This window comes from Exiguobacterium sp. s143 (assembly GCF_018618895.1).
GTDB lineage: Bacteria > Bacillota > Bacilli > Exiguobacteriales > Exiguobacteriaceae > Exiguobacterium_A > Exiguobacterium_A abrahamii.
This window is the reverse complement of the sequence record NZ_JACSMX010000008.1, coordinates 22878-41564: the sequence shown is the minus strand read 5'-3', so window position 1 is coordinate 41564 and position 18687 is coordinate 22878. Positions and strand designations below refer to the sequence as shown.

General features: G+C 48.0%; 22 protein-coding genes. 21 read left to right on the top strand and 1 reads right to left on the bottom strand.

Features of this window, described 5'->3' with window-relative positions:
• Positions 1 to 117: 117 nt before the first annotated feature.
• From KNQ03_RS16550 to rsmI, 9 genes are read left to right on the top strand one after another with little or no spacing between them, the layout of a single operon-like run.
• Positions 118 to 1536, top strand: a complete 1419-nt coding sequence (locus tag KNQ03_RS16550) for an aminotransferase class I/II-fold pyridoxal phosphate-dependent enzyme (protein ID WP_214725620.1) — start codon at positions 118 to 120, stop codon at positions 1534 to 1536.
• Positions 1533 to 2171, top strand: coding sequence for a dTMP kinase (gene tmk, locus KNQ03_RS16545; protein WP_214725618.1), 639 nt, complete (start codon positions 1533 to 1535; stop codon positions 2169 to 2171). The genes KNQ03_RS16550 and tmk overlap by 4 nt, the downstream gene beginning before the upstream one ends.
• On the top strand, positions 2168 to 2497 hold the full coding sequence (locus KNQ03_RS16540; RefSeq protein ID WP_023466519.1) for a cyclic-di-AMP receptor: 330 nt from the start codon (positions 2168 to 2170) through the stop codon (positions 2495 to 2497). The genes tmk and KNQ03_RS16540 overlap by 4 nt, the downstream gene beginning before the upstream one ends.
• Positions 2497 to 3489 carry a DNA polymerase III subunit delta' gene (locus tag KNQ03_RS16535; RefSeq protein WP_214725617.1) on the top strand — a complete coding sequence of 331 codons (993 nt, stop codon included), beginning with the start codon at positions 2497 to 2499 and terminating at the stop codon, positions 3487 to 3489. The genes KNQ03_RS16540 and KNQ03_RS16535 overlap by 1 nt, the downstream gene beginning before the upstream one ends.
• Positions 3490 to 3495: 6 nt before the next feature.
• On the top strand, positions 3496 to 4326 hold the full coding sequence (locus KNQ03_RS16530; protein WP_029343044.1) for a PSP1 domain-containing protein: 831 nt from the start codon (positions 3496 to 3498) through the stop codon (positions 4324 to 4326).
• 8 nt (positions 4327 to 4334) lie between these two features.
• On the top strand, positions 4335 to 4685 hold the full coding sequence (gene yabA, locus KNQ03_RS16525) for a DNA replication initiation control protein YabA (RefSeq protein WP_119182633.1): 351 nt from the start codon (positions 4335 to 4337) through the stop codon (positions 4683 to 4685).
• Between the two features lie 51 nt (positions 4686 to 4736).
• Positions 4737 to 5474: a tRNA1(Val) (adenine(37)-N6)-methyltransferase gene (locus KNQ03_RS16520; protein ID WP_214725615.1), complete on the top strand. Its 738-nt coding sequence runs from the start codon at positions 4737 to 4739 to the stop codon at positions 5472 to 5474.
• Positions 5467 to 5721, top strand: a complete 255-nt coding sequence (locus KNQ03_RS16515) for a GIY-YIG nuclease family protein (RefSeq protein ID WP_058266114.1) — start codon at positions 5467 to 5469, stop codon at positions 5719 to 5721. The genes KNQ03_RS16520 and KNQ03_RS16515 overlap by 8 nt, the downstream gene beginning before the upstream one ends.
• Positions 5718 to 6575, top strand: coding sequence for a 16S rRNA (cytidine(1402)-2'-O)-methyltransferase (gene rsmI, locus KNQ03_RS16510; RefSeq protein ID WP_047392712.1), 858 nt, complete (start codon positions 5718 to 5720; stop codon positions 6573 to 6575). The genes KNQ03_RS16515 and rsmI overlap by 4 nt, the downstream gene beginning before the upstream one ends.
• Before the next feature lie 34 nt (positions 6576 to 6609).
• Here rsmI and KNQ03_RS16505 read toward each other — a convergent pair whose 3' ends face one another.
• Positions 6610 to 6906, bottom strand: coding sequence for a transition state genes transcriptional regulator AbrB (locus KNQ03_RS16505; RefSeq protein ID WP_023466531.1), 297 nt, complete (start codon positions 6904 to 6906; stop codon positions 6610 to 6612).
• A gap of 324 nt (positions 6907 to 7230) precedes the next feature.
• Between KNQ03_RS16505 and metG the strand changes: the two genes are divergently transcribed.
• The 12 genes from metG (at position 7231) to pth (ending at position 18639) form a co-directional block, all read left to right on the top strand.
• A complete protein-coding gene (gene metG / locus KNQ03_RS16500; RefSeq protein ID WP_256443279.1) occupies positions 7231 to 9210 on the top strand; it encodes a methionine--tRNA ligase in 1980 nt (659 codons plus the stop codon).
• A 59-nt stretch (positions 9211 to 9269) separates the two neighbouring features.
• Positions 9270 to 10037 carry a TatD family hydrolase gene (locus tag KNQ03_RS16495; protein ID WP_023466535.1) on the top strand — a complete coding sequence of 256 codons (768 nt, stop codon included), beginning with the start codon at positions 9270 to 9272 and terminating at the stop codon, positions 10035 to 10037.
• Positions 10034 to 11305, top strand: coding sequence for a 3D domain-containing protein (locus KNQ03_RS17225; protein ID WP_214725611.1), 1272 nt, complete (start codon positions 10034 to 10036; stop codon positions 11303 to 11305). Before KNQ03_RS16495 ends, KNQ03_RS17225 begins: the two co-directional genes overlap by 4 nt.
• A gap of 66 nt (positions 11306 to 11371) precedes the next feature.
• Complete coding sequence (rnmV, locus tag KNQ03_RS16485; RefSeq protein WP_023466539.1) at positions 11372 to 11929, top strand: ribonuclease M5; 558 nt, start codon at positions 11372 to 11374, stop codon at positions 11927 to 11929.
• The gene (gene rsmA / locus KNQ03_RS16480; RefSeq protein WP_023466540.1) at positions 11926 to 12804 is read left to right on the top strand and encodes a 16S rRNA (adenine(1518)-N(6)/adenine(1519)-N(6))-dimethyltransferase RsmA; all 879 of its coding nucleotides are present in this window, start codon (positions 11926 to 11928) and stop codon (positions 12802 to 12804) included. Before rnmV ends, rsmA begins: the two co-directional genes overlap by 4 nt.
• 85 nt (positions 12805 to 12889) lie before the next feature.
• Positions 12890 to 13129 (top strand): Veg family protein, encoded by a 240-nt coding sequence (locus tag KNQ03_RS16475; RefSeq protein ID WP_012368950.1) that lies wholly within the window; start codon positions 12890 to 12892, stop codon positions 13127 to 13129.
• 95 nt (positions 13130 to 13224) lie between these two features.
• Positions 13225 to 14085, top strand: a complete 861-nt coding sequence (ispE, locus tag KNQ03_RS16470; protein WP_023466542.1) for a 4-(cytidine 5'-diphospho)-2-C-methyl-D-erythritol kinase — start codon at positions 13225 to 13227, stop codon at positions 14083 to 14085.
• Positions 14086 to 14154: 69 nt separating this feature from the next.
• Positions 14155 to 14994 carry a pur operon repressor gene (gene purR, locus KNQ03_RS16465; protein ID WP_023466544.1) on the top strand — a complete coding sequence of 280 codons (840 nt, stop codon included), beginning with the start codon at positions 14155 to 14157 and terminating at the stop codon, positions 14992 to 14994.
• Positions 14995 to 15152: 158 nt separating this feature from the next.
• Entirely contained in the window at positions 15153 to 15464 is a 312-nt protein-coding gene (gene spoVG, locus KNQ03_RS16460; protein WP_064301046.1) for a septation regulator SpoVG, read from the top strand.
• Positions 15465 to 15631: 167 nt separating this feature from the next.
• Positions 15632 to 16981: a bifunctional UDP-N-acetylglucosamine diphosphorylase/glucosamine-1-phosphate N-acetyltransferase GlmU gene (gene glmU / locus KNQ03_RS16455; protein ID WP_050677366.1), complete on the top strand. Its 1350-nt coding sequence runs from the start codon at positions 15632 to 15634 to the stop codon at positions 16979 to 16981.
• A 55-nt stretch (positions 16982 to 17036) separates the two neighbouring features.
• Positions 17037 to 17993 (top strand): ribose-phosphate diphosphokinase, encoded by a 957-nt coding sequence (locus KNQ03_RS16450; protein ID WP_012368955.1) that lies wholly within the window; start codon positions 17037 to 17039, stop codon positions 17991 to 17993.
• A gap of 88 nt (positions 17994 to 18081) precedes the next feature.
• Complete coding sequence (gene pth / locus KNQ03_RS16445) at positions 18082 to 18639, top strand: aminoacyl-tRNA hydrolase (protein ID WP_023466549.1); 558 nt, start codon at positions 18082 to 18084, stop codon at positions 18637 to 18639.
• Positions 18640 to 18687: the final 48 nt, after the last annotated feature.

Genomic DNA, 18687 nt, shown 5'->3' with positions numbered 1-18687 from the left:
CGAAAGTAGTTGGGGGCTTCCCCCTGTGAGGATAGGACGTTGCCAGGCACTTGACCGATCTGCAGATTGCAGGTCGGTCTTTTTGTGTAATCATTTTAGAGGAAAAGGAGTTTTTTCATGAAACACGAACTTCCTATTGTACATGCACTTCAACGCCATTTAGATCGAACGCCCATCTCCTGGCATGTTCCTGGTCATAAGAATGGAACATTGACACCTCTTCCTGACTTCTTTAAATGGGACGTCACAGAATTACCTGGTCTAGATGATTTTCATCATCCGGAAGAGGCCATTGCAGACGCGATAGCTTTGCTGCAAAAAGTCTACGGTGCAAAAGCGAGTCATTTCCTTGTGAATGGTTCGACCGTTGGGAACTGGGCGATGCTTGCCGCTACAGCAACAAGAGGAGAGCGTGTTTATGTACAGCGTAATTCCCATAAATCGGTGTTCAATGCGTTAGAATGGCTGGGGATCGAACCGATCTTTCTTGAACCAGACATCCATGAGGAAACGGGAATCAGTGGACATGTTTCACGTGAAACATTAAAGGAAGCGTTTACGAAATACCCAGGAGGAGTCGGCGTGTTTATGACTTCACCGACCTATTACGGGGAAGCAGCTGATATCACGTCACTCGTTCAGCTCACAGCGTCGCACGGGCTCTCTTTATTAGTGGATGAAGCACATGGCGCACACTTCGGTGAAGCATTTGGTGTACGCTCTGCATTTGAATTAGGAGCAACTGCTGTTGTCCAGTCTGCCCATAAAACACTTCCAGCACTGACGATGGGAGCATGGATGCATGAGCGATTTTCAGAAAAGATGAGAAGGAAATTACAGCGAGCACTTCAAGCGTTTCAGACTTCGAGTCCTTCATATTTACTGCTAGCTTCATTAGACTACGCCCGTTCCTATCGTGAACAATGGACAGTTAAGGGTATGTCAGAGGTTCAAGCTAGTCATAATGCATTCATCGAAGCACTTCAACGGTTCGATCATATGACGGTTCTGCGATTCGATGATTGGTCACGGATGACATTAACGTATGAGGGATATTCAGGAGATGCGTTGCTGCACGCGTTACGAGCTGTTCAACTCGATGCAGAATTTGCTTTAGGAGATCACGTCGTCTGTATTTTGCCACTTCGTCCGCTCACAAAGTCTGAGCAGAATGACTGGGTCCACCGTGTCGAACGAGCCATTCAAATGATGAAATCAGAAGGAATTCCTTTGAAAAGGTATATCGAGCAACCAATTATGGGTAAAATACAGGTATCTGCTTTAGCTTGTTCTTATGAACAGTTAGAACAAGCAACAGGTACGTTCCGTCAGCTGGATGAGTGTATCGGTCATGTTTCACTCGAAACGATTATTCCGTACCCGCCAGGCATTCCGTTGATTGTCAGAGGCGAACGCATTACGGCGGAACAGGTACTACGTTTACGACATTATCAAACCGTAGCCGTTCATTTGCAAGGGGGCGAACAATTGCAACGAGGAGCGTTACGCGTCATAGAGGAAGGGTTTGAAGGATGAAAGGTACGTTCATTACTGTCGAAGGACCAGATGGTGCCGGTAAAACGACACAACTACAATTGCTTAGTGATGTGTTAAAAGAAAAAGGCTATAACGTCATGACGACCCGTGAGCCAGGTGGCACACGCGTTGGGAACGAAATTCGTTCGTTGATTTTGAATCCTGATTTTGAAGAGATGAAAGAGATGACAGAAATTCTGTTGTATGCAGCGTCTCGTGCCCAGCATGTCGAGGAATTGATTCGACCGGCGTTAGAGGCAGGCACAATTGTTTTATGTGACCGATTCGTTGATGCGTCACTTGCGTATCAAGGGTATGGTCTTGGACATCCGATTGATCTCGTGCGTCAAATCAATGATTCTGCAACAGGTGGGTTAGCGCCAGACCGAACGTATTTATTTGATTTAACGGTGACGGATTCTAAAAAACGAATGATGGACCGGGGAGCACTTGATCGAATCGAGCAACGAGATGATGCGTTTCGTGCCCGCGTCTATGATGGTTTTCAGCAGATTGCGGCGTCGGATCCGGAACGGGTGCAGATCGTACAAGCCAATCGATCGATTGAAGCGATTCATCAGGACTTAGTGGAAGATGTCATTACGTATTTAGAAGAAAAGGAGAGATTCTCATGAAAATGGTCATTACGATCGTTCAAGATAAAGATAGCTTACGTTTGGCGGAAGCACTTGTCGAGCATGATTTCCGAGCAACGAAACTAGCAACGACAGGTGGTTTTCTTAAAGAAGGGAACACGACGTTCATGATTGGTGTACAGAGTGAGCGTCTCGATGATTTGTTGCGATTGATCAAAAAGAACTGTTCAAGCCGCGAACAGATGGTTTCTCCAATCTCACCAATGGGTGGTCATGCCGATTCGTATATCCCGTACCCTGTTGAAGTCCAGGTAGGCGGGGCAACGGTCTTCGTCTTACCAATCGAAGGGTTTCATCAATTCTGATGCAGACGTTTCATGAATTGGAACAGACACAATCGGTCATTTCGACGATTCTTCAAAATTCGTTACGAAACGATCGAATCAATCACGCTTATATCTTCACCGGAGACTATGAGCCGCTTCTACTTGAAGCGGCTCACTTGTTCGCGAAAAGCCTTTTTTGTGAGGTCCCGGTTGATGTAGAGCCATGTGGTGTCTGTCGTAGCTGTCGGCGAATGGAAAGTGGCAACTTGGTCGATTATTATGAAATCGAACCAGATGGCGCGACCATCAAAAAAGAACAGATTCAACAATTGATGCATGATCTCTCACTCCGAGGACTTGAAGGCGATCGTCAGATTTATGTCATTACCCAGTCCCATAAGATGACTCCCCAGGCAGCAAACAGTTTGCTGAAGTTCTTTGAGGAACCAGGAGAAGGAAAAGTGGCATTATTGTTGACTAATCAACCCCAGCTCCTTTTACCGACGATTCGATCGCGGGGACAGTTATTAAGTTTTCGTCCGGCGGATCGTCAAATGATTGGCGAGGTTTTATCTGAAAAAACGGGACGGGACCACGAGTTGACGCAATTGGCAGCGCGTGTCTATCCAAAAGTCGAGGATGCAGAAGAAGCATTACTCGAAGACTGGTTTGTAAATGCGCGAGCGTCAGTGTTACAATTGATGGAGGAATTAGCGAATCGTCCGGCTGATTTACCACTGTTCGTACAAGAGAAATGGATGGGACAATTCAAGAACCGTCAGGATGTCCGAATCGGTCTTGAACTCGTCACCTGTTTCTTTGAGGATGTCTTACGTCTGAAACTGAATCCGGCGTGGGAAGGTATGACCTATACGAATAGTAAACCCCAACTTGAACAGATGGGGTCCAAGAGCCAGACGACGATCACCCGCTGGTTGCAAGCTGTGCTTGCCGCAGTAAGACGGGTCGAAGCGAATGTTAATCCCCAATTAACAGTTGAGCGTCTCATGTTTGACTTACAGAAAGGGTAGAGCGACATGCTAGAAGTAGTAGGCGTTCGCTTTAAAGAAGCGGGCAAAATTTATTATTTTGCACCTGGACAAGAGTCATTATCACGAGGACAAGCAGTCATCGTTGAGACGGTACGGGGCATTGAATATGGCGAAGTGGTCATCGCCGATAAACAAATGGACGAAGAAGATGTGGTGTTGCCACTGAAATCCATTCTTCGGATTGCTGACGATAAGGATGCAATGATCGTCCGCGAAAATAAAGTCGCAGCGCTTGATGCGCATGCGGTATGTGTCGAAAAAATCCGTGAACATAAACTCGATATGAAATTGGTCGATGTCGAGTACACGTTTGATCGCAATAAGGTCATCTTCTACTTCACGGCAGAAGGACGTGTTGATTTCCGTGAGCTCGTCAAAGATTTAGCGGCGGTCTTCCGGACGCGTATCGAACTCCGTCAAATCGGTGTTCGGGATGAAGCGAAGTTACTGGGAGGCATCGGTCCGTGTGGTCGTGTCTTATGTTGTTCATCTTTCCTCGGTGAGTTCGAACCGGTTTCGATCAAGATGGCAAAAGATCAAAACCTGTCGTTGAATCCGACGAAGATTTCAGGAGTATGTGGTCGTTTGATGTGCTGCCTGAAATACGAGAACGATACGTATGAAGAAATGCGCCGTGATTTGCCGGACTACGGAAAACGTTTGACAGTACCTGAAGGCGAAGGACGCGTCGTTGGTTTGAACATCCTCGATCAAGTCGTTCAAATCGAACTGAAGGATCGTTCCCGCGTCTTGACGTATTCAATGGAAGAACTATTATCCGTTGGTGCCGTAAAACCAAAACGACCAAAAGAATAACGGGGTGCATACGCGTGGAGAGAGTCGATAAAAAAGAAATCATTACGCGTGTCGATGCGATTGAGCAACAGATTCATTTGCTGACTGAGCATCTGAGCGTGTTAAAGGATCAGCTGGCTTACATGATGGAAGAGAACCAACATCTGTATCTGGAGAATCATCATCTTCGGGAAAAAGTCGAACGCGATGAACAACAGCCGGTCACGGAAGCGGAAGAAGCGGAAGCGGGCGTCGGTGCGGGCTACGATAATCTCGGACGATTGTACCAGGAAGGGTTCCACATCTGTAACTTGCATTATGGACAAGTAAGAAAAGACGGCGATTGTCTCTTTTGCTTATCCATGTTAACGAAACATTGAGAGGCTGACTTCTACATGAGTCAGTCTTTTTTTCGGAAAGGAAGGCACGACATGTTTGAACTATTACCAGACGAACGACTTGATTATCTCTTAGGACAGGAAGGGAAAATCATTCAAAGTCCATCCGTCTTCTCGTATTCACTCGACGCGGCACTGCTCGCACGATTTGCGTGGGTCCCGATTCAACAAGGACGGATTGCCGATCTCTGTTCAGGAAACGGTGCAATTCCACTCTTTTTATCTTACCGGACGAAAGGGCAGATCACGGGTCTTGAAATCCAGCCGCGACTAGCGGAGATGGCACGACGGAGCGTCACCTTGAATGAACTGAACGACCGGATTGAGATGATTGAAGGGGACGTCAAAGAGGCGGGTACGCGTCTTGGATACGGCATCTATGATGCTGTCACCTGCAATCCACCTTATTTTTTAGCAAACGAGACATCGAACCAAAACCAAAGTGAACATTATACGATTGCAAGACATGAAGTCCTCTGTACCCTTGAAGACTGCATTCGAGGTGCATCTGATTTGTTGAAACAAGGCGGAAAGGCAGCGTTCGTTCATCGACCGGAACGACTGCTCGATATCGTTACCTTGATGCGGACGTATCGCTTGGAACCGAAACGGATGCAGCTGATTTATCCGAAAGCAGGGAAGGAAGCAAACATGCTGTTGATCGAGGGGATCAAGGATGCAAAACCTGGACTGAAGGTGCTCCCCCCATTCATCGTCTATGAGGCGGACAACTCGTATGCGGCTCAGATGAAGGAACTGTTCGATGTCTGAGCATGCAGTCTATATCGTTCGTTGCCAAGATGATACGTATTATACGGGTTACGCGGTAGACGTCACGCAACGCATCGCGACACATAACGCAGGTAAGGGTGCGAAGTATACACGTGCCCGTCTACCGGTCGTCCTCGTTCATCAGGAAGCTTTTGCGACGAAGTCAGAGGCAATGAAGCGGGAATATGCGATTAAACAATTAACCCGTTCACAAAAAGAACGGTTGATTCAAGGAGGAACCTCATGAAAGCGACGAGTAGCTATCAACAGCAAGGAGCCGGTCTCTATATCGTCCCGACACCAATCGGCAATTTAGAAGACATGACATATCGGGCAGTACGGATCTTACAGGAATCCGATATCGTCGCAGCAGAAGATACCCGGCAGACGATGAAACTGTTTCGGCACTTTTCGATTGAGACGAAGCTTGTCAGTTACCACGAACACAATAAACAAACGAGCGGAGAGCGACTCCTCGCTGATTTAGAGGCAGGAAAACAAATCGCTCTCGTCTCCGATGCCGGCATGCCAGGTATCTCGGACCCGGGAAGTGATTTGATTCGTCAAGCGATTGCAGCAGACATTCCTGTCATCGTTCTTCCGGGTGCAAACGCTGCGTTAACAGCTCTTGTCGCGTCTGGTCTTTCGACAGAACGCTTTTTGTATTACGGCTTTTTGCCACGGAAGAAAAAAGAGCGTCGCGAAGCGTTAGAGCAATTGAAATACGAAACAGGAACGCTCGTCTTTTATGAAGCACCGCATCGTTTGAAAGAGATGTTACAAGGGGTCGAGGAAGTACTTGGTGATCGTCACGTGACGTTAGCTCGGGAACTAACGAAACGGTATGAAGAATACATTCGGGGGAGCGTGAGTGAATTACGCGCTTGGGCAGCAGAAGACGTTCGGGGCGAGTTCGTCGTTCTTGTCGAAGGATCAAACGAAGAACGACCGGATGCTGTCATCCAAGACAGTGATCCGCTCGAGCAAATCCGCCGGTACATCGAAGAAGGCGAAAAGCCGAATGCGGCGTTGAAGCGTGTCGCAAAGGAACGGGGACTGGACCGTCAGGAACTGTACCTCGCGTTTCACGAAGCAGATTAAAAAAGGAAGCCCCGTCAGGAGCTTCCTTTTGTGTTTATTCGTTGCTTGCGTAGTGACGATCGAGGAAATCTTTTAATTCAACGAGAACGCGTTGTGCGCCATCTGGTGAAAGAATCAATTTACCATCAGCCAATTTGAAGTTATCTTCTGAAACTTCTCCTGTGACTTGGCAAGTCATGTTTGGTTTATATTTTTTAAGGATGATCTGTTCGTTATCGACATAGATCTCGAGGGCATCCTTTTCTGCGATTTGAAGTGTACGGCGTAATTCGATTGGAATTACGACACGACCGAGCTCGTCTACTTTACGTACAATACCTGTTGATTTCATTTTGTTGTTCCTCCTTTGATGTCATGGATCTCTTTTTCTTTTGAAAAATCGTCAAAATTCGACATCGTTTCTATAGAATGTAGAATACTAGACTTTCCAAAAGTAGTCAACCAATCTGAATAGCTTGAAATCAAAATGTCATTTATTTCTCAAAAACACCATATTTGAAACGATTTATTAATACATTTTCCCTTTTTAAAGGAAATGAAACTATAGAGTGTGTTTTTTTGTAATTTGATGTCTGATGTCAAAAAATGTTTCGATTCGACAAAAAGTGAGTTTCGACATCAGTCCCGTAACAGCGTATAATAGCCTATAATGAAGATGGAAATCAGAGAACGGAGGAATAACATGGCAAAGACATTTTATATCACGACCCCGATTTATTATCCAAGTGCAAAACTACATATCGGTCACGCGTACACGACGGTGGCTGGAGATGCGATGGCACGGTACAAACGACTTCAAGGATTCGACGTCCGGTATTTGACAGGTAGCGATGAGCACGGTCAAAAGATCCAGGAAAAAGCAGCAGAAGCAGGGATCTCGGAACAGGCATTCGTCGACGGTGTCGTCGAGCAGATTAAAGTCTTATGGGATCGTCTCGACATCTCGTACGATGATTATATCCGGACGACAGAACCACGTCACAAGAAAGTCGTCGAAAAAGTGTTCGAAACACTTCTTGAATCAGGCGATATCTATTTAGGTGAATACGAAGGTTGGTATTCGATTCCGGATGAGACGTACTATACCGAATCACAACTCGTCGACGGGAAGAGCCCTGACAGTGGACACCCGGTCGAACTCGTTCGCGAAGAATGTTACTTCTTCCGGATCAGCAAGTACGCGGACCGTCTGCTTGAGTACTTTGAAGCGAATCCGTCATTCATCTTGCCAGAATCACGTAAACACGAAATGATCAATAACTTCATTAAACCAGGTCTTCAAGACTTAGCGGTCTCACGGACGACATTCAACTGGGGTGTACAAGTCCCGTCGAATCCGAAGCACGTCGTCTACGTCTGGATCGATGCGTTGACGAACTATATCTCGTCACTCGGTTATGGTACGGATGATCATGGTAACTTCGATAAGTACTGGCCAGCAGATGTTCATCTCGTCGGAAAAGAAATCGTTCGTTTCCACACGATTATCTGGCCGGCACTCTTGATGGCGCTTGACCTCCCATTACCGAAGAAAGTCTTCGCACATGGTTGGTTATTGATGAAAGACGGAAAAATGTCGAAATCAAAAGGAAACGTCGTCGATCCGATTCCGTTGACGGATCGTTACGGTCTCGATGCCCTTCGTTACTACCTCTTACGGGAAGTGCCATTCGGTTCGGACGGTATGTTCACACCTGAAGCATTCGTTGAGCGGATGAACTACGATTTAGCGAACGACCTCGGGAACTTACTCAACCGGACGATCGCGATGGTCACGAAATACTTTGATGGTGAGATCCCAGCCTATACAGGTAACGTGACACCGTTTGATGCGACTCTGTCGGATCTTGCAAAAGAAACGGTCACGAAAGTCGATGCATCGATGGAACACATGGAATTCTCTGTCGTACTGTCGAATATTTGGCAATTGATCAGCCGTGCCAATAAATACATTGATGAGACACAACCGTGGGTGCTTGCAAAAGACGAATCCAAAACGGCGGAACTCGGTTCTGTCATGGTGCATCTCGTCGGCGTCTTGCGTCACGTGGCGATCATGTTGCAACCGTTCATGACGCGTTCACCAAAAGAGATCTTCGCGCAACTGGGTCTCTCTGGACAAGCGATGGACTGGGCAGCGCTCGAGAAATTCGCAGACATCGCACCAGGAACGAAAGTCGGTACAGCGACACCAATCTTCCCACGTCTCGATGTCAAAGAAGAAGTCGAAGCAATCGTCGACATGATGCGTCAAGCTTCTGCAGCACGTGTTGAGGAAGAGGAAGTTGAAGAAGAAGACGAAGATATTCGTCCAGAAACGACAATCGATGTCTTTGACCAGATCGAATTACGTGTCGGTGAAGTCGTGACGGCTGAAAAGATCAAAAAGGCAAAAAAACTATTGAAGCTACAAGTCGATATGGGCAAAGAAACACGCCAAATCGTCTCTGGTATCGCTCAGTGGTATGAGCCGGAAGATTTAGTCGGACGCAAAGTCATCGTCGTGGCGAACTTAAAACCGGTCACATTACGTGGCGAACTCTCACAAGGAATGGTCCTTGCTGCTGAAAAAGCAGGAAAACTTGAACTAGCGACGGTCCCGTCAACGATGGCGAACGGCGCAAGCGTAAAATAAAACCGATGCCTGTGGACTTCATGTCACAGGCATTTTTTTAAAGAAGGAGTCGAACAGCTATGTTAATCGATACACACACTCACTTGAATGCAGACCAATTTGCGGACGACGTCCACGAGACGATCGAGCGGGCACGCGCGAACGGCGTCTCACCGATGATCGTCGTCGGATTTGATCATAAGACGATTGATCGTGCGATGGAACTCGTCGAAGCGTACGATGATCTTTATGCGGTCATCGGGTGGCATCCCGTCGACTCGATCGATTTTGATGAGGAAGCCTATCAAAAGGTTGAACGATTGATGGATCACGAAAAAGTCGTTGCGCTTGGAGAAATTGGGCTCGACTATCACTGGGACACGTCACCGAAAGACGTGCAGCAAGAAGCCTTCCGCAAACAGATCCGGCTCGCGAAGCAGAAGAAGAAGCCGATCGTCATCCATAACCGGGAAGCGACAGAAGATACGTTGCGGATTCTTGAAGAAGAAGATGCAAAAGAAGTCGGGGGAATCTTGCATAGCTATAGCATGAGTGCTGAATTATTACCGCGTTGTCTAGCGATGAACTTCTACATTTCACTCGGAGGTCCCGTTACGTTCAAGAATGCGAAGATGCCGAAACGTGTTGCGCAGGAAGTCCCACTCGATCGTCTACTCGTTGAGACGGATTGTCCGTATCTGACACCGACACCGCACCGCGGAAAACGCAACGAACCGGCTTACGTCCGGTTCGTCGCTGAAGAGATTGCGCAGCTCCGTGGCATGATGTACGCTGACGTCGAAGCAGCGACGACTGAAAATGCAAAACGGGTCTTCCGCTTGCCATGATGCGTTCGTTGACGTTTATTACGATCGGGTGCAGCCTGCTACTTGCGGCTGCACTCGTCTATGGGATGATGGATCATCCACAAACCGTGACTGTCTTGATTGATGGCCAAGAACAGCAAATTGAAACGACAGCTGACTCTGTCTATGGAGCACTCGAAGAAGCTGGTATTACGGCGCGTGACAATGATGTGATTGAACCAGCACTCAGTGCCGACCTGCCGAAAAAACGACTAATCGTCATTCAGCGGGCAAAAGAAATCACGCTGATCATGGGATATGGTGAGTCTCGTCGTGTTCGAACGCAAGCACGCCAAGTGAAGGACTTACTTGCAGAACGTGGTATCAAAAAAGCGGATACGGATGATATTTATCCGTCCTCTGACGCTGTGTTGACGAACGGAATGACAGTTCGGTATCGGGAAGCTTTTCCCGTTGATCTTGTCGTCGGTGGAAAAGCCCGACAACTCTACACATATGAGACGTCAGTTCGGGAATTGTTAGCGCGAGAAGGGATCCGCTTGCAAAAAGAAGACCGGGTCGCTCCGGATCCCGACACCCGCGTGACGGAAGGTACGTTGATTACCGTCAACACGACACGTCGTGCGACGTTGACGCAAGAACAGCTCGTTCCGTTTGAAATTGAAGAAGTCGAGGATCCGACCTTACCGGAAGGCGAGCAACTCGTGACGGCATCTGGTCGTCCAGGTGTCCGAACGAAAAAGTATCAATTGACATTAGCTGACGGTCTTAGCAAAGAGAAGAAACTGATTGATGACCAAGTGACACGGACACCGATCAAACAAGTCATCAAGGTCGGAACAAAACCAATCGAGACGCCTACTGAAGCACCCGTCTTTAACGAAGAGCAGGCGACGAATCCACTAACGGAAACACCGAAAGCCGATGCGGACCTTGATTTTTCGAGTGCGAAGAGTTTGATGGTCGAAGCGACGGCGTATACGAACGACCCAGCTTCGAACGGCAGTCGTTTGTACAACGGACGTGCCTTGACAGCGACCGGGTATGACGTGACGGATACGATCACTTATCAAGGGATGCCGATCATCGCGGTTGATCCGAAAGTCATTCCGCTTGGAACGAAGGTCTACGTCGAAGGAGTGGGTCTTGCGATCGCCCTCGATACAGGTGGAGCCATCAAAGGAAATAAGATCGATGTCTTGGTCGACGGAGAACAAAAAGCGAAGACGTTCGGTCGAAAACAACTGCAAGTCTGGGTCATTCCTAGTGCAACGGAAGCGGACACGTGACGCTTCCTTGTTTTTTTCGTGGAAACAGGTACAATTACGAGAGTGTTTGAAGAAGGTGGAGAGATCATGCGGAAACGCTTAAAAGAAGTCATCGTCGTCGAAGGACGGGATGATACGACACGATTACAAGAAGTCTTTGATGTCGATACAATTGAAACGAACGGTTCAGCCGTTAATGAACAAACGATGCAACGCATCGAGAAGGCACTGGAACGACGCGGTGTCATCATCTTCACGGACCCTGATTTTCCAGGAGATCGTATCCGTGCCCGAATCAATGAACGCGTACCAGGCTGTAAACACGCCTATCTTCCTCGTGCCCAAGCAAAAGATAAGCGAGGGAAAATTGGTGTGGAGCATGCCTCACCTGCCGCAATCGAAGAGGCGCTCGCTGCTGTCTATGAGACGGAAGAAGCACCGGTTGCCGAAGTGACACGTGAGATGATTCTAGCAGCCGATTTGATTGGTGGACCAGCAGCCTCGATCCGTCGTCGTCGTCTCGGTCAGATTCTTGCGATTGGTGAACCGAATGCAAAACAACTCGTCAAACGCGTCGCATCGATCCGAATCACGCGGGCGGAATGGGAAGCGGCATTGAAACAATTAGAGGAGGAAGAAGTTTGAAAGACATTGCTACATTGCACCGGACGAAAGAAATTTTAGCGAAACATGGCTTTTCGTTTAAAAAATCGTTGGGACAAAACTTTTTAATCGATTTAAACGTATTAGGAAACATCGTCGGGGCAGCTGGATTAACGCCTGAAAGCGGAGTACTCGAGATCGGACCAGGAATCGGCTCATTGACGGAACAATCGGCGAAACAGGCGAAAAAAGTCGTCGCTCTTGAGATCGATCAGCGGTTGCTACCGATTCTTGACGATACACTTTCACCGTATCCTCATACGAAGGTCATTCACGGCGATGCTCTTGAACTTGATCTTTCGACGATCGTCGCAGAAGAGTTCACGCAAGAAGGCATCACTGACATTGCCGTCGTCGCGAACCTTCCGTATTACGTCACGACACCGATCATCATGCGGATTCTCGAAGCGAAAGCACCGTTTCGGACGCTCGTCATGATGATTCAAAAGGAAGTCGCTGAACGAATCGGTGCAAAACCTGGCACGAAAGCATACGGTTCTCTATCGATCGCGATTCAGTATTATGCGGAAGCTGAAGTCTGCTTCACGGTTCCAAAACAAGTCTTCATTCCGGCACCAAATGTCGATTCAGCAGTCATCCGTTTGAACATTCGAAAAGAGCCGGCGGTACAGACACAGGATGAGGCATTATTCTTCGAAATCGTCCGAGCAAGTTTTGCACAACGCCGGAAAACGATTTTGAACAACTTGACGACACACTTCGGGAAGACGGAAAAGGCGGCGGTCGAAGCGGCATTGTTGGAAGCTGGAATCGAACCACGTCGTCGCGGAGAAACGCTCAGCCTGCAGGAATTCGCACAGTTAGCGGATGCACTTTTGCCAATTAAAAAACGTTGACGGATACGATTAGAACAGATATAATATTTTCCCCTTTCTAATATTTATTTAATATGCTATAATAAATATTAGTGAGGTGAAGCGTATGCCAAAGACGTTGAACGAAATCAGACATGTTTTCGAAACACATGTTGGTGAAAGACTGACGCTAAAAGCAAGCGGCGGTCGTAAAAAGGTCGTAACCCGAATCGGAACGCTCGTTGAGACGTATCCTTCGGTGTTTGTAGTCAAGCTAGACGCAGAGCGCCACAATGTCGAGCGAGTTTCTTATAGCTACGCCGACGTGCTAACAGACTCCGTACAAATCGAATTTGCGAATTCGTAAACTTACCTTCCGAAGCGGACAAAATGTTCGCTTCTTTTTTTGTGGAAAGGTTGATACAATTCCTACAGGAAACGAACTAGAGGAGGAACGGCACGATGACGATTATTGTAAAGGCTCCGGCCAAGATCAACCTAGTCCTGGATGCGACGGCAAAGCGCCCGGACGGCTATCACGATGTACATATGGTGATGACGACAGTCGATTTGGCAGACCGTCTAGAATTGACGGAGCTGCCGTCAGGAGAAATTCGAATGAATGCCCAGCATGCTTACGTTCCGAACGATGAACGTAATCTTGCGTATAAAGCAGCAGCGATCTTAAAAGAAAAATACGACGTCAAGACAGGGGTCGAAATCTTCTTAGAAAAACACATCCCGGTCGCAGCGGGACTTGCAGGTGGTTCTAGTGACGCAGCAGCGACATTACGTGGTTTGAACGAGTTATGGCAACTTGGCTTGACGCTGGAAGAGTTGGCGGAAGTCGGGGCAGCGGTTGGCTCTGACGTCCCATTTTGTGTCATGGGAGGAACGGCGATTGCAACGGGTCGCGGAGAGAAGCTAGAAAAACTTGTTTCACCACCCCCATGCTGGGTCGTTCTTGCTAAACCGACGATTGGTGTCTCGACGGCTGACGTCTATGGTGCCCTTGACTTGAACACGGCAAAACGTCCGAACGTCGAAGCGATGATCGATGCGGTGAAGGCGCAAGATTTCCAAGGCATTTGCCAGTCACTCGGTAATGTTCTCGAATCGGTCACGTTGCCGATGCACCCGGAAGTCGAGCAGATCAAGGAATTCATGGCGAGTTGTGGCGCAGAAGGCGTCTTGATGAGCGGAAGTGGTCCGACGGTCTTTGCGTTGACGGAACACGAGAATCGGGCACAACGTCTCTATAATGGATTACGCGGCTTTTGTAACGAAGTCTACGTCGTTCGTCTTTTAGGCGAAAACCATTGATAATATCCGTATGAAAATGATATATTCACTATTGAATATTCGGAATTACGGAGAGGTGGAACAAAACAAATGAAAATTCGGAGAAGTGGTCGATTGGTCGACATGACGCGGTACTTGCTTGACCATCCCCATCATCTCGTCTCATTGACGATTTTTGCAGAACGCTATAAATCGGCGAAATCGTCGATCAGTGAAGATTTAGATATCGTCAGCGAGATGTTAGAGCATGAGGGAACGGGTCGTCTCGTCACGGTACCAGGTGCTGCGGGTGGCGTCATGTTCATCCCGACGTGGAGCAGTAAGAAGGCGTTACCGTTCATCGACGATCTATGTGAACGTGTCGCACGTCCAGATCGACTGTTGCCAGGGGGATACCTTTATTTGACGGACTTACTCGGGGATCCGAAGATGGTCAAACAAATGGGGCAAGTGTTTGCATCTGTCTTTAGCCAAAAGAAAGTCGATGTCGTCATGACAATCGCGACGAAAGGGATTCCACTTGCTTATGCGGTCGCTGAGCAACTTGGTGTGCCGTTCGTCATCGTGCGTTCGGATAGTCGCGTGACAGAAGGTTCAACGGTCAGTATCAACTATGTCTCAGGTTCTTCAAAAGCGATTCGGACGATGGCACTTGCGCGTCGGAGTTTACCACGCGGGGCGAACGTCTTATTGATCGATGACTTCATGAAAGCCGGCGGAACGATTCGCGGAATGATGAGTCTCTTGAGCGAGTTCGAAGCAAAGGTCGCAGGTGTGGGTGTCTTGATCGAGGCAGAGGGTGCCGAGAAGAAGATGGTCAACGAATACGTCAGCTTAATGAAATTAGCGGACGTCGACGTCGATCTTGGTCAAATTCAAGTCAAGCGTGGAAACGTCGATCACTATTTCTCGGAAGCAGAGACTACCTGAAATTGACAGCCGCATGGATTGTAACTATACTGTAATTATCAAACTTTTGGAAATTATGCGTAAAAAGATTGGGAAAGACTAAACCTTTGTTTGTTTTAAGCCGTAAGTAGAAGTAGACAACGAAGAGTTGTGACAACGGTTAAAGGGGTGCGGACAAAATGAACGTTACGGACGTTAAAATTCGTCGCGTCGTGGCAGAGGGTCGAATGAAAGCACTTGCCTCTATTACGCTCGACCACGAATTCGTGGTACATGATTTGCGTGTGATCGAAGGGAACAGTGGTCTCTTCGTCGCCATGCCAAGCAAACGAACGCAAGAAGGTATCTTCCGGGATGTCGCTCATCCAATCAATGCATTAATGCGAAAAAAGGTCGAAGATTCGGTACTCGAAGCCTATGCGGCACGTGAGGATCAAGAAGAAGGTCTCGGTTACGAAGTCTCTTCTGCCCAAACGACAGATCAAGCATAAGAAAAAGACAGGTTTTCTCTTCTTGGGAAAAGCTGTCTTTTTTCTCGTTTTTTCCTCGATTCCGCTTCGTCCCATCATTGAATAACGATGCCATTTTCGTTATAGTTGGAACGAGTGTACTATTTCAGAACGAAATCAACACTAATTTACGTGGAGGAGCGACAAGGATGAATCATTTCGCGGTAATTCTAGCAGCGGGTAAAGGAACTCGGATGAAATCGAAGCTTTACAAAGTACTTCACCCAGTCGCTGGGAAACCTATGGTACAGCACGTCGTCGATCAATTAGCGACGCTCGGCGTCAAGCGACAGGTCGTCATCGTCGGTCACGGTGCGGAATCCGTCAAAGAAGTGCTTGGCACATCGGTGGAATACGCACTTCAAAGTGAGCAGCTTGGCACAGGTCATGCTGTTCAAATGGCAGAACCCGTACTCGGGAACGAACAGGGAGCAACACTCGTCGTCTGTGGCGATACACCTCTCTTGACGAGCGAGACACTGACTTCATTGTTACAACATCATACGGATACGAACGCAAAAGTGACTGTCTTGACGGCACTCGCTGACGATCCGACAGGTTACGGACGAATCGTGCGTGGCGAAGATGGAAACGTCTCGAAAATCGTCGAGCACAAGGATGCGAATGCAGAAGAACTTGCACTTCGGGAAATCAATACAGGTACGTATGTATTTGATAACGAGATGTTGTTCGCAACGCTGAAGCAGGTCAAGAACGATAACGCGCAAGGTGAGTATTACTTACCAGACGTGATTGAGATTGCTAAAGCAGCAGGCGAAACGATCGCAGCGTACGCTGCACCTACGTTCGAAGAGACAATCGGTGTCAACGATCGCGTCGCACTTGCGCAAGCGGAAACATCGATGCGTAAGCGGACGAACGAGTACTGGATGCGTCAGGGTGTCACATTCGTTGACCCGTCTTCGACGTATATCGGACCGGACGTCACGATTGGTTCAGATACTGTTCTTTATCCGGGAACGCAATTACTCGGTCGCACGGTCATTGGTTCAGAATGTACGATTGGTCCGAACTCGGATATCCGCAATAGTGAAGTGGCAGACGGTGCCATTGTTCGTCAATCCGTCGTCACGGATAGCAAGATTGGTCCAGCGGCACAAGTCGGTCCATTCGCGCATTTACGTCAGCAAGCGGTTCTCGGTGCGAACACACGCGTCGGAAACTTTGTTGAGATCAAGAAATCAACATTTGGCGAAGGTAGCAAATCAGCACACCTGAGCTACGTCGGAGATGCGACGATCGGAGAGAACGTCAACCTCGGTTGTGGATCGATCACGGTCAACTACGATGGAAAAAATAAATTCCAGACGATCATTGAGGACGATGCCTTCATCGGCTGTAACGTCAACTTGATCGCACCGGTCACGGTCGGCAAGAACGCCCTTGTTGCTGCCGGATCAACCGTCACGGATGATGTGCCGGAAAACGGTCTCGCGATCGCACGGGAACGTCAAACGACGAAACCTGATTATCGTTAATTCATTACTTGTCGCTCTACTCGTCTAAACCCAAACAAATGGAGGCCACCTACACATGTCTACTGTCTTAGAACATGAAATTCGTATTTTCGCACTCAACTCGAACAAACCACTGGCAGAGGAAATCGCTAAAGTCATCGGAATCCCGGTGAGCGAAAGTTCAGTCAAACACTTCAGTGATGGCGAAATTTCGATGAACATCGAAGAAAGTGTCCGAGGGGATGATATTTACATCATTCAATCGACAAGCCAACCAGTCAACGAAAACCTGATGGAACTTCTCATCATGATCGATGCACTGAAACGGGCGTCTGCACGGACAATCAACGTCGTCATTCCATATTACGGTTATGCGCGTCAAGACCGCAAAGCACGTTCACGTGAGCCAATCACGGCGAAACTCGTTGCGAACTTGCTTGAAGTAGCAGGGGCGACACGCGTCGTGACGATGGATCTCCATGCAGCACAAATCCAAGGGTTCTTCGATATTCCAGTAGATCAATTGATGGGTGTACCGCTTCTCGCTTCATACTTCGAGAAAAAGAACATCGATCCAAACGAACTCGTCATCGTTTCTCCAGACCATGGCGGTGTCACACGGGCACGTAAATTAGCAGAACAATTAAAAGCACCGATCGCGATCATCGACAAACGCCGTCCGAAACCGAACGTCGCAGAAGTCATGAACATCGTCGGTCAAGTCGATGGCAAGATTGCCATCATCATCGATGACATCATCGATACAGCGGGTACGATCACACTTGCAGCGAACGCTTTGATCGAAAACGGAGCGAAACAAGTCTATGCATGTTGTACACACCCTGTTCTTTCGGGTCCAGCAATGGAGCGAATCGAGAACTCAGCGATCGAAGAACTCGTCGTCTTGAACACGATCGACTTGACACAACGCGAATGTGCAAGCAAAATCAAACAAATCTCTGTGGCACGCTTGCTTGCAGAAGCAATCATCCGTGTACACGAACAGAAATCAATCAGCCCGCTCTTCAGCTGATTGCTTGATGCATACGAACGACGTGGTCCGGTTTATTGAAATCGGACCCTTGTTCGTTTACTTTTTTTAATAGAAATGAGGAATCGATATGAAATGTATCGTCGGATTAGGGAATCCTGGAGCGAAGTATGCGAATACGCGCCACAACATCGGTTTTCTTGCGATTGATGCCTTAGCGGAGAAGCACGGGATCAAGCTTTCAGAATCGAAGTTTAAAGCCCTCTTCGGAACGGGAATGATAAACGGAGAACGTGTCGTGCTCGTCAAGCCATTGACGTATATGAACTTATCAGGTGAAGCGGTGCGACCGTTACTTGATTTCTATAAAATCGCGGTCGAAGATGTGCTCGTCATCTATGACGATCTGGACTTGCCGCTTGAGAAACTACGGTTGCGTTCAAAAGGCAGTGCAGGCGGTCATAACGGCGTCAAGTCGTTGATCCAGCACCTCGGTACGCAGGAGATCAAGCGCCTTAAGCTCGGCGTCGGTCGACCACCGGCACCCATCCAAGTCATTGACTGGGTGTTAATGAATTTTTCGAAGGCGGAGCAAGGAAGTCTGCAACACGTACTCAATGCGTCTGTCGATGTAGCGACGGACTTCATAGACACACCGTTTCTCGCTTTGATGAATCGGTATAACTGAACGCAACGCTTTGGGGTTCCAAAGCGTTTTTGCTGTCGTGTTTTAGGA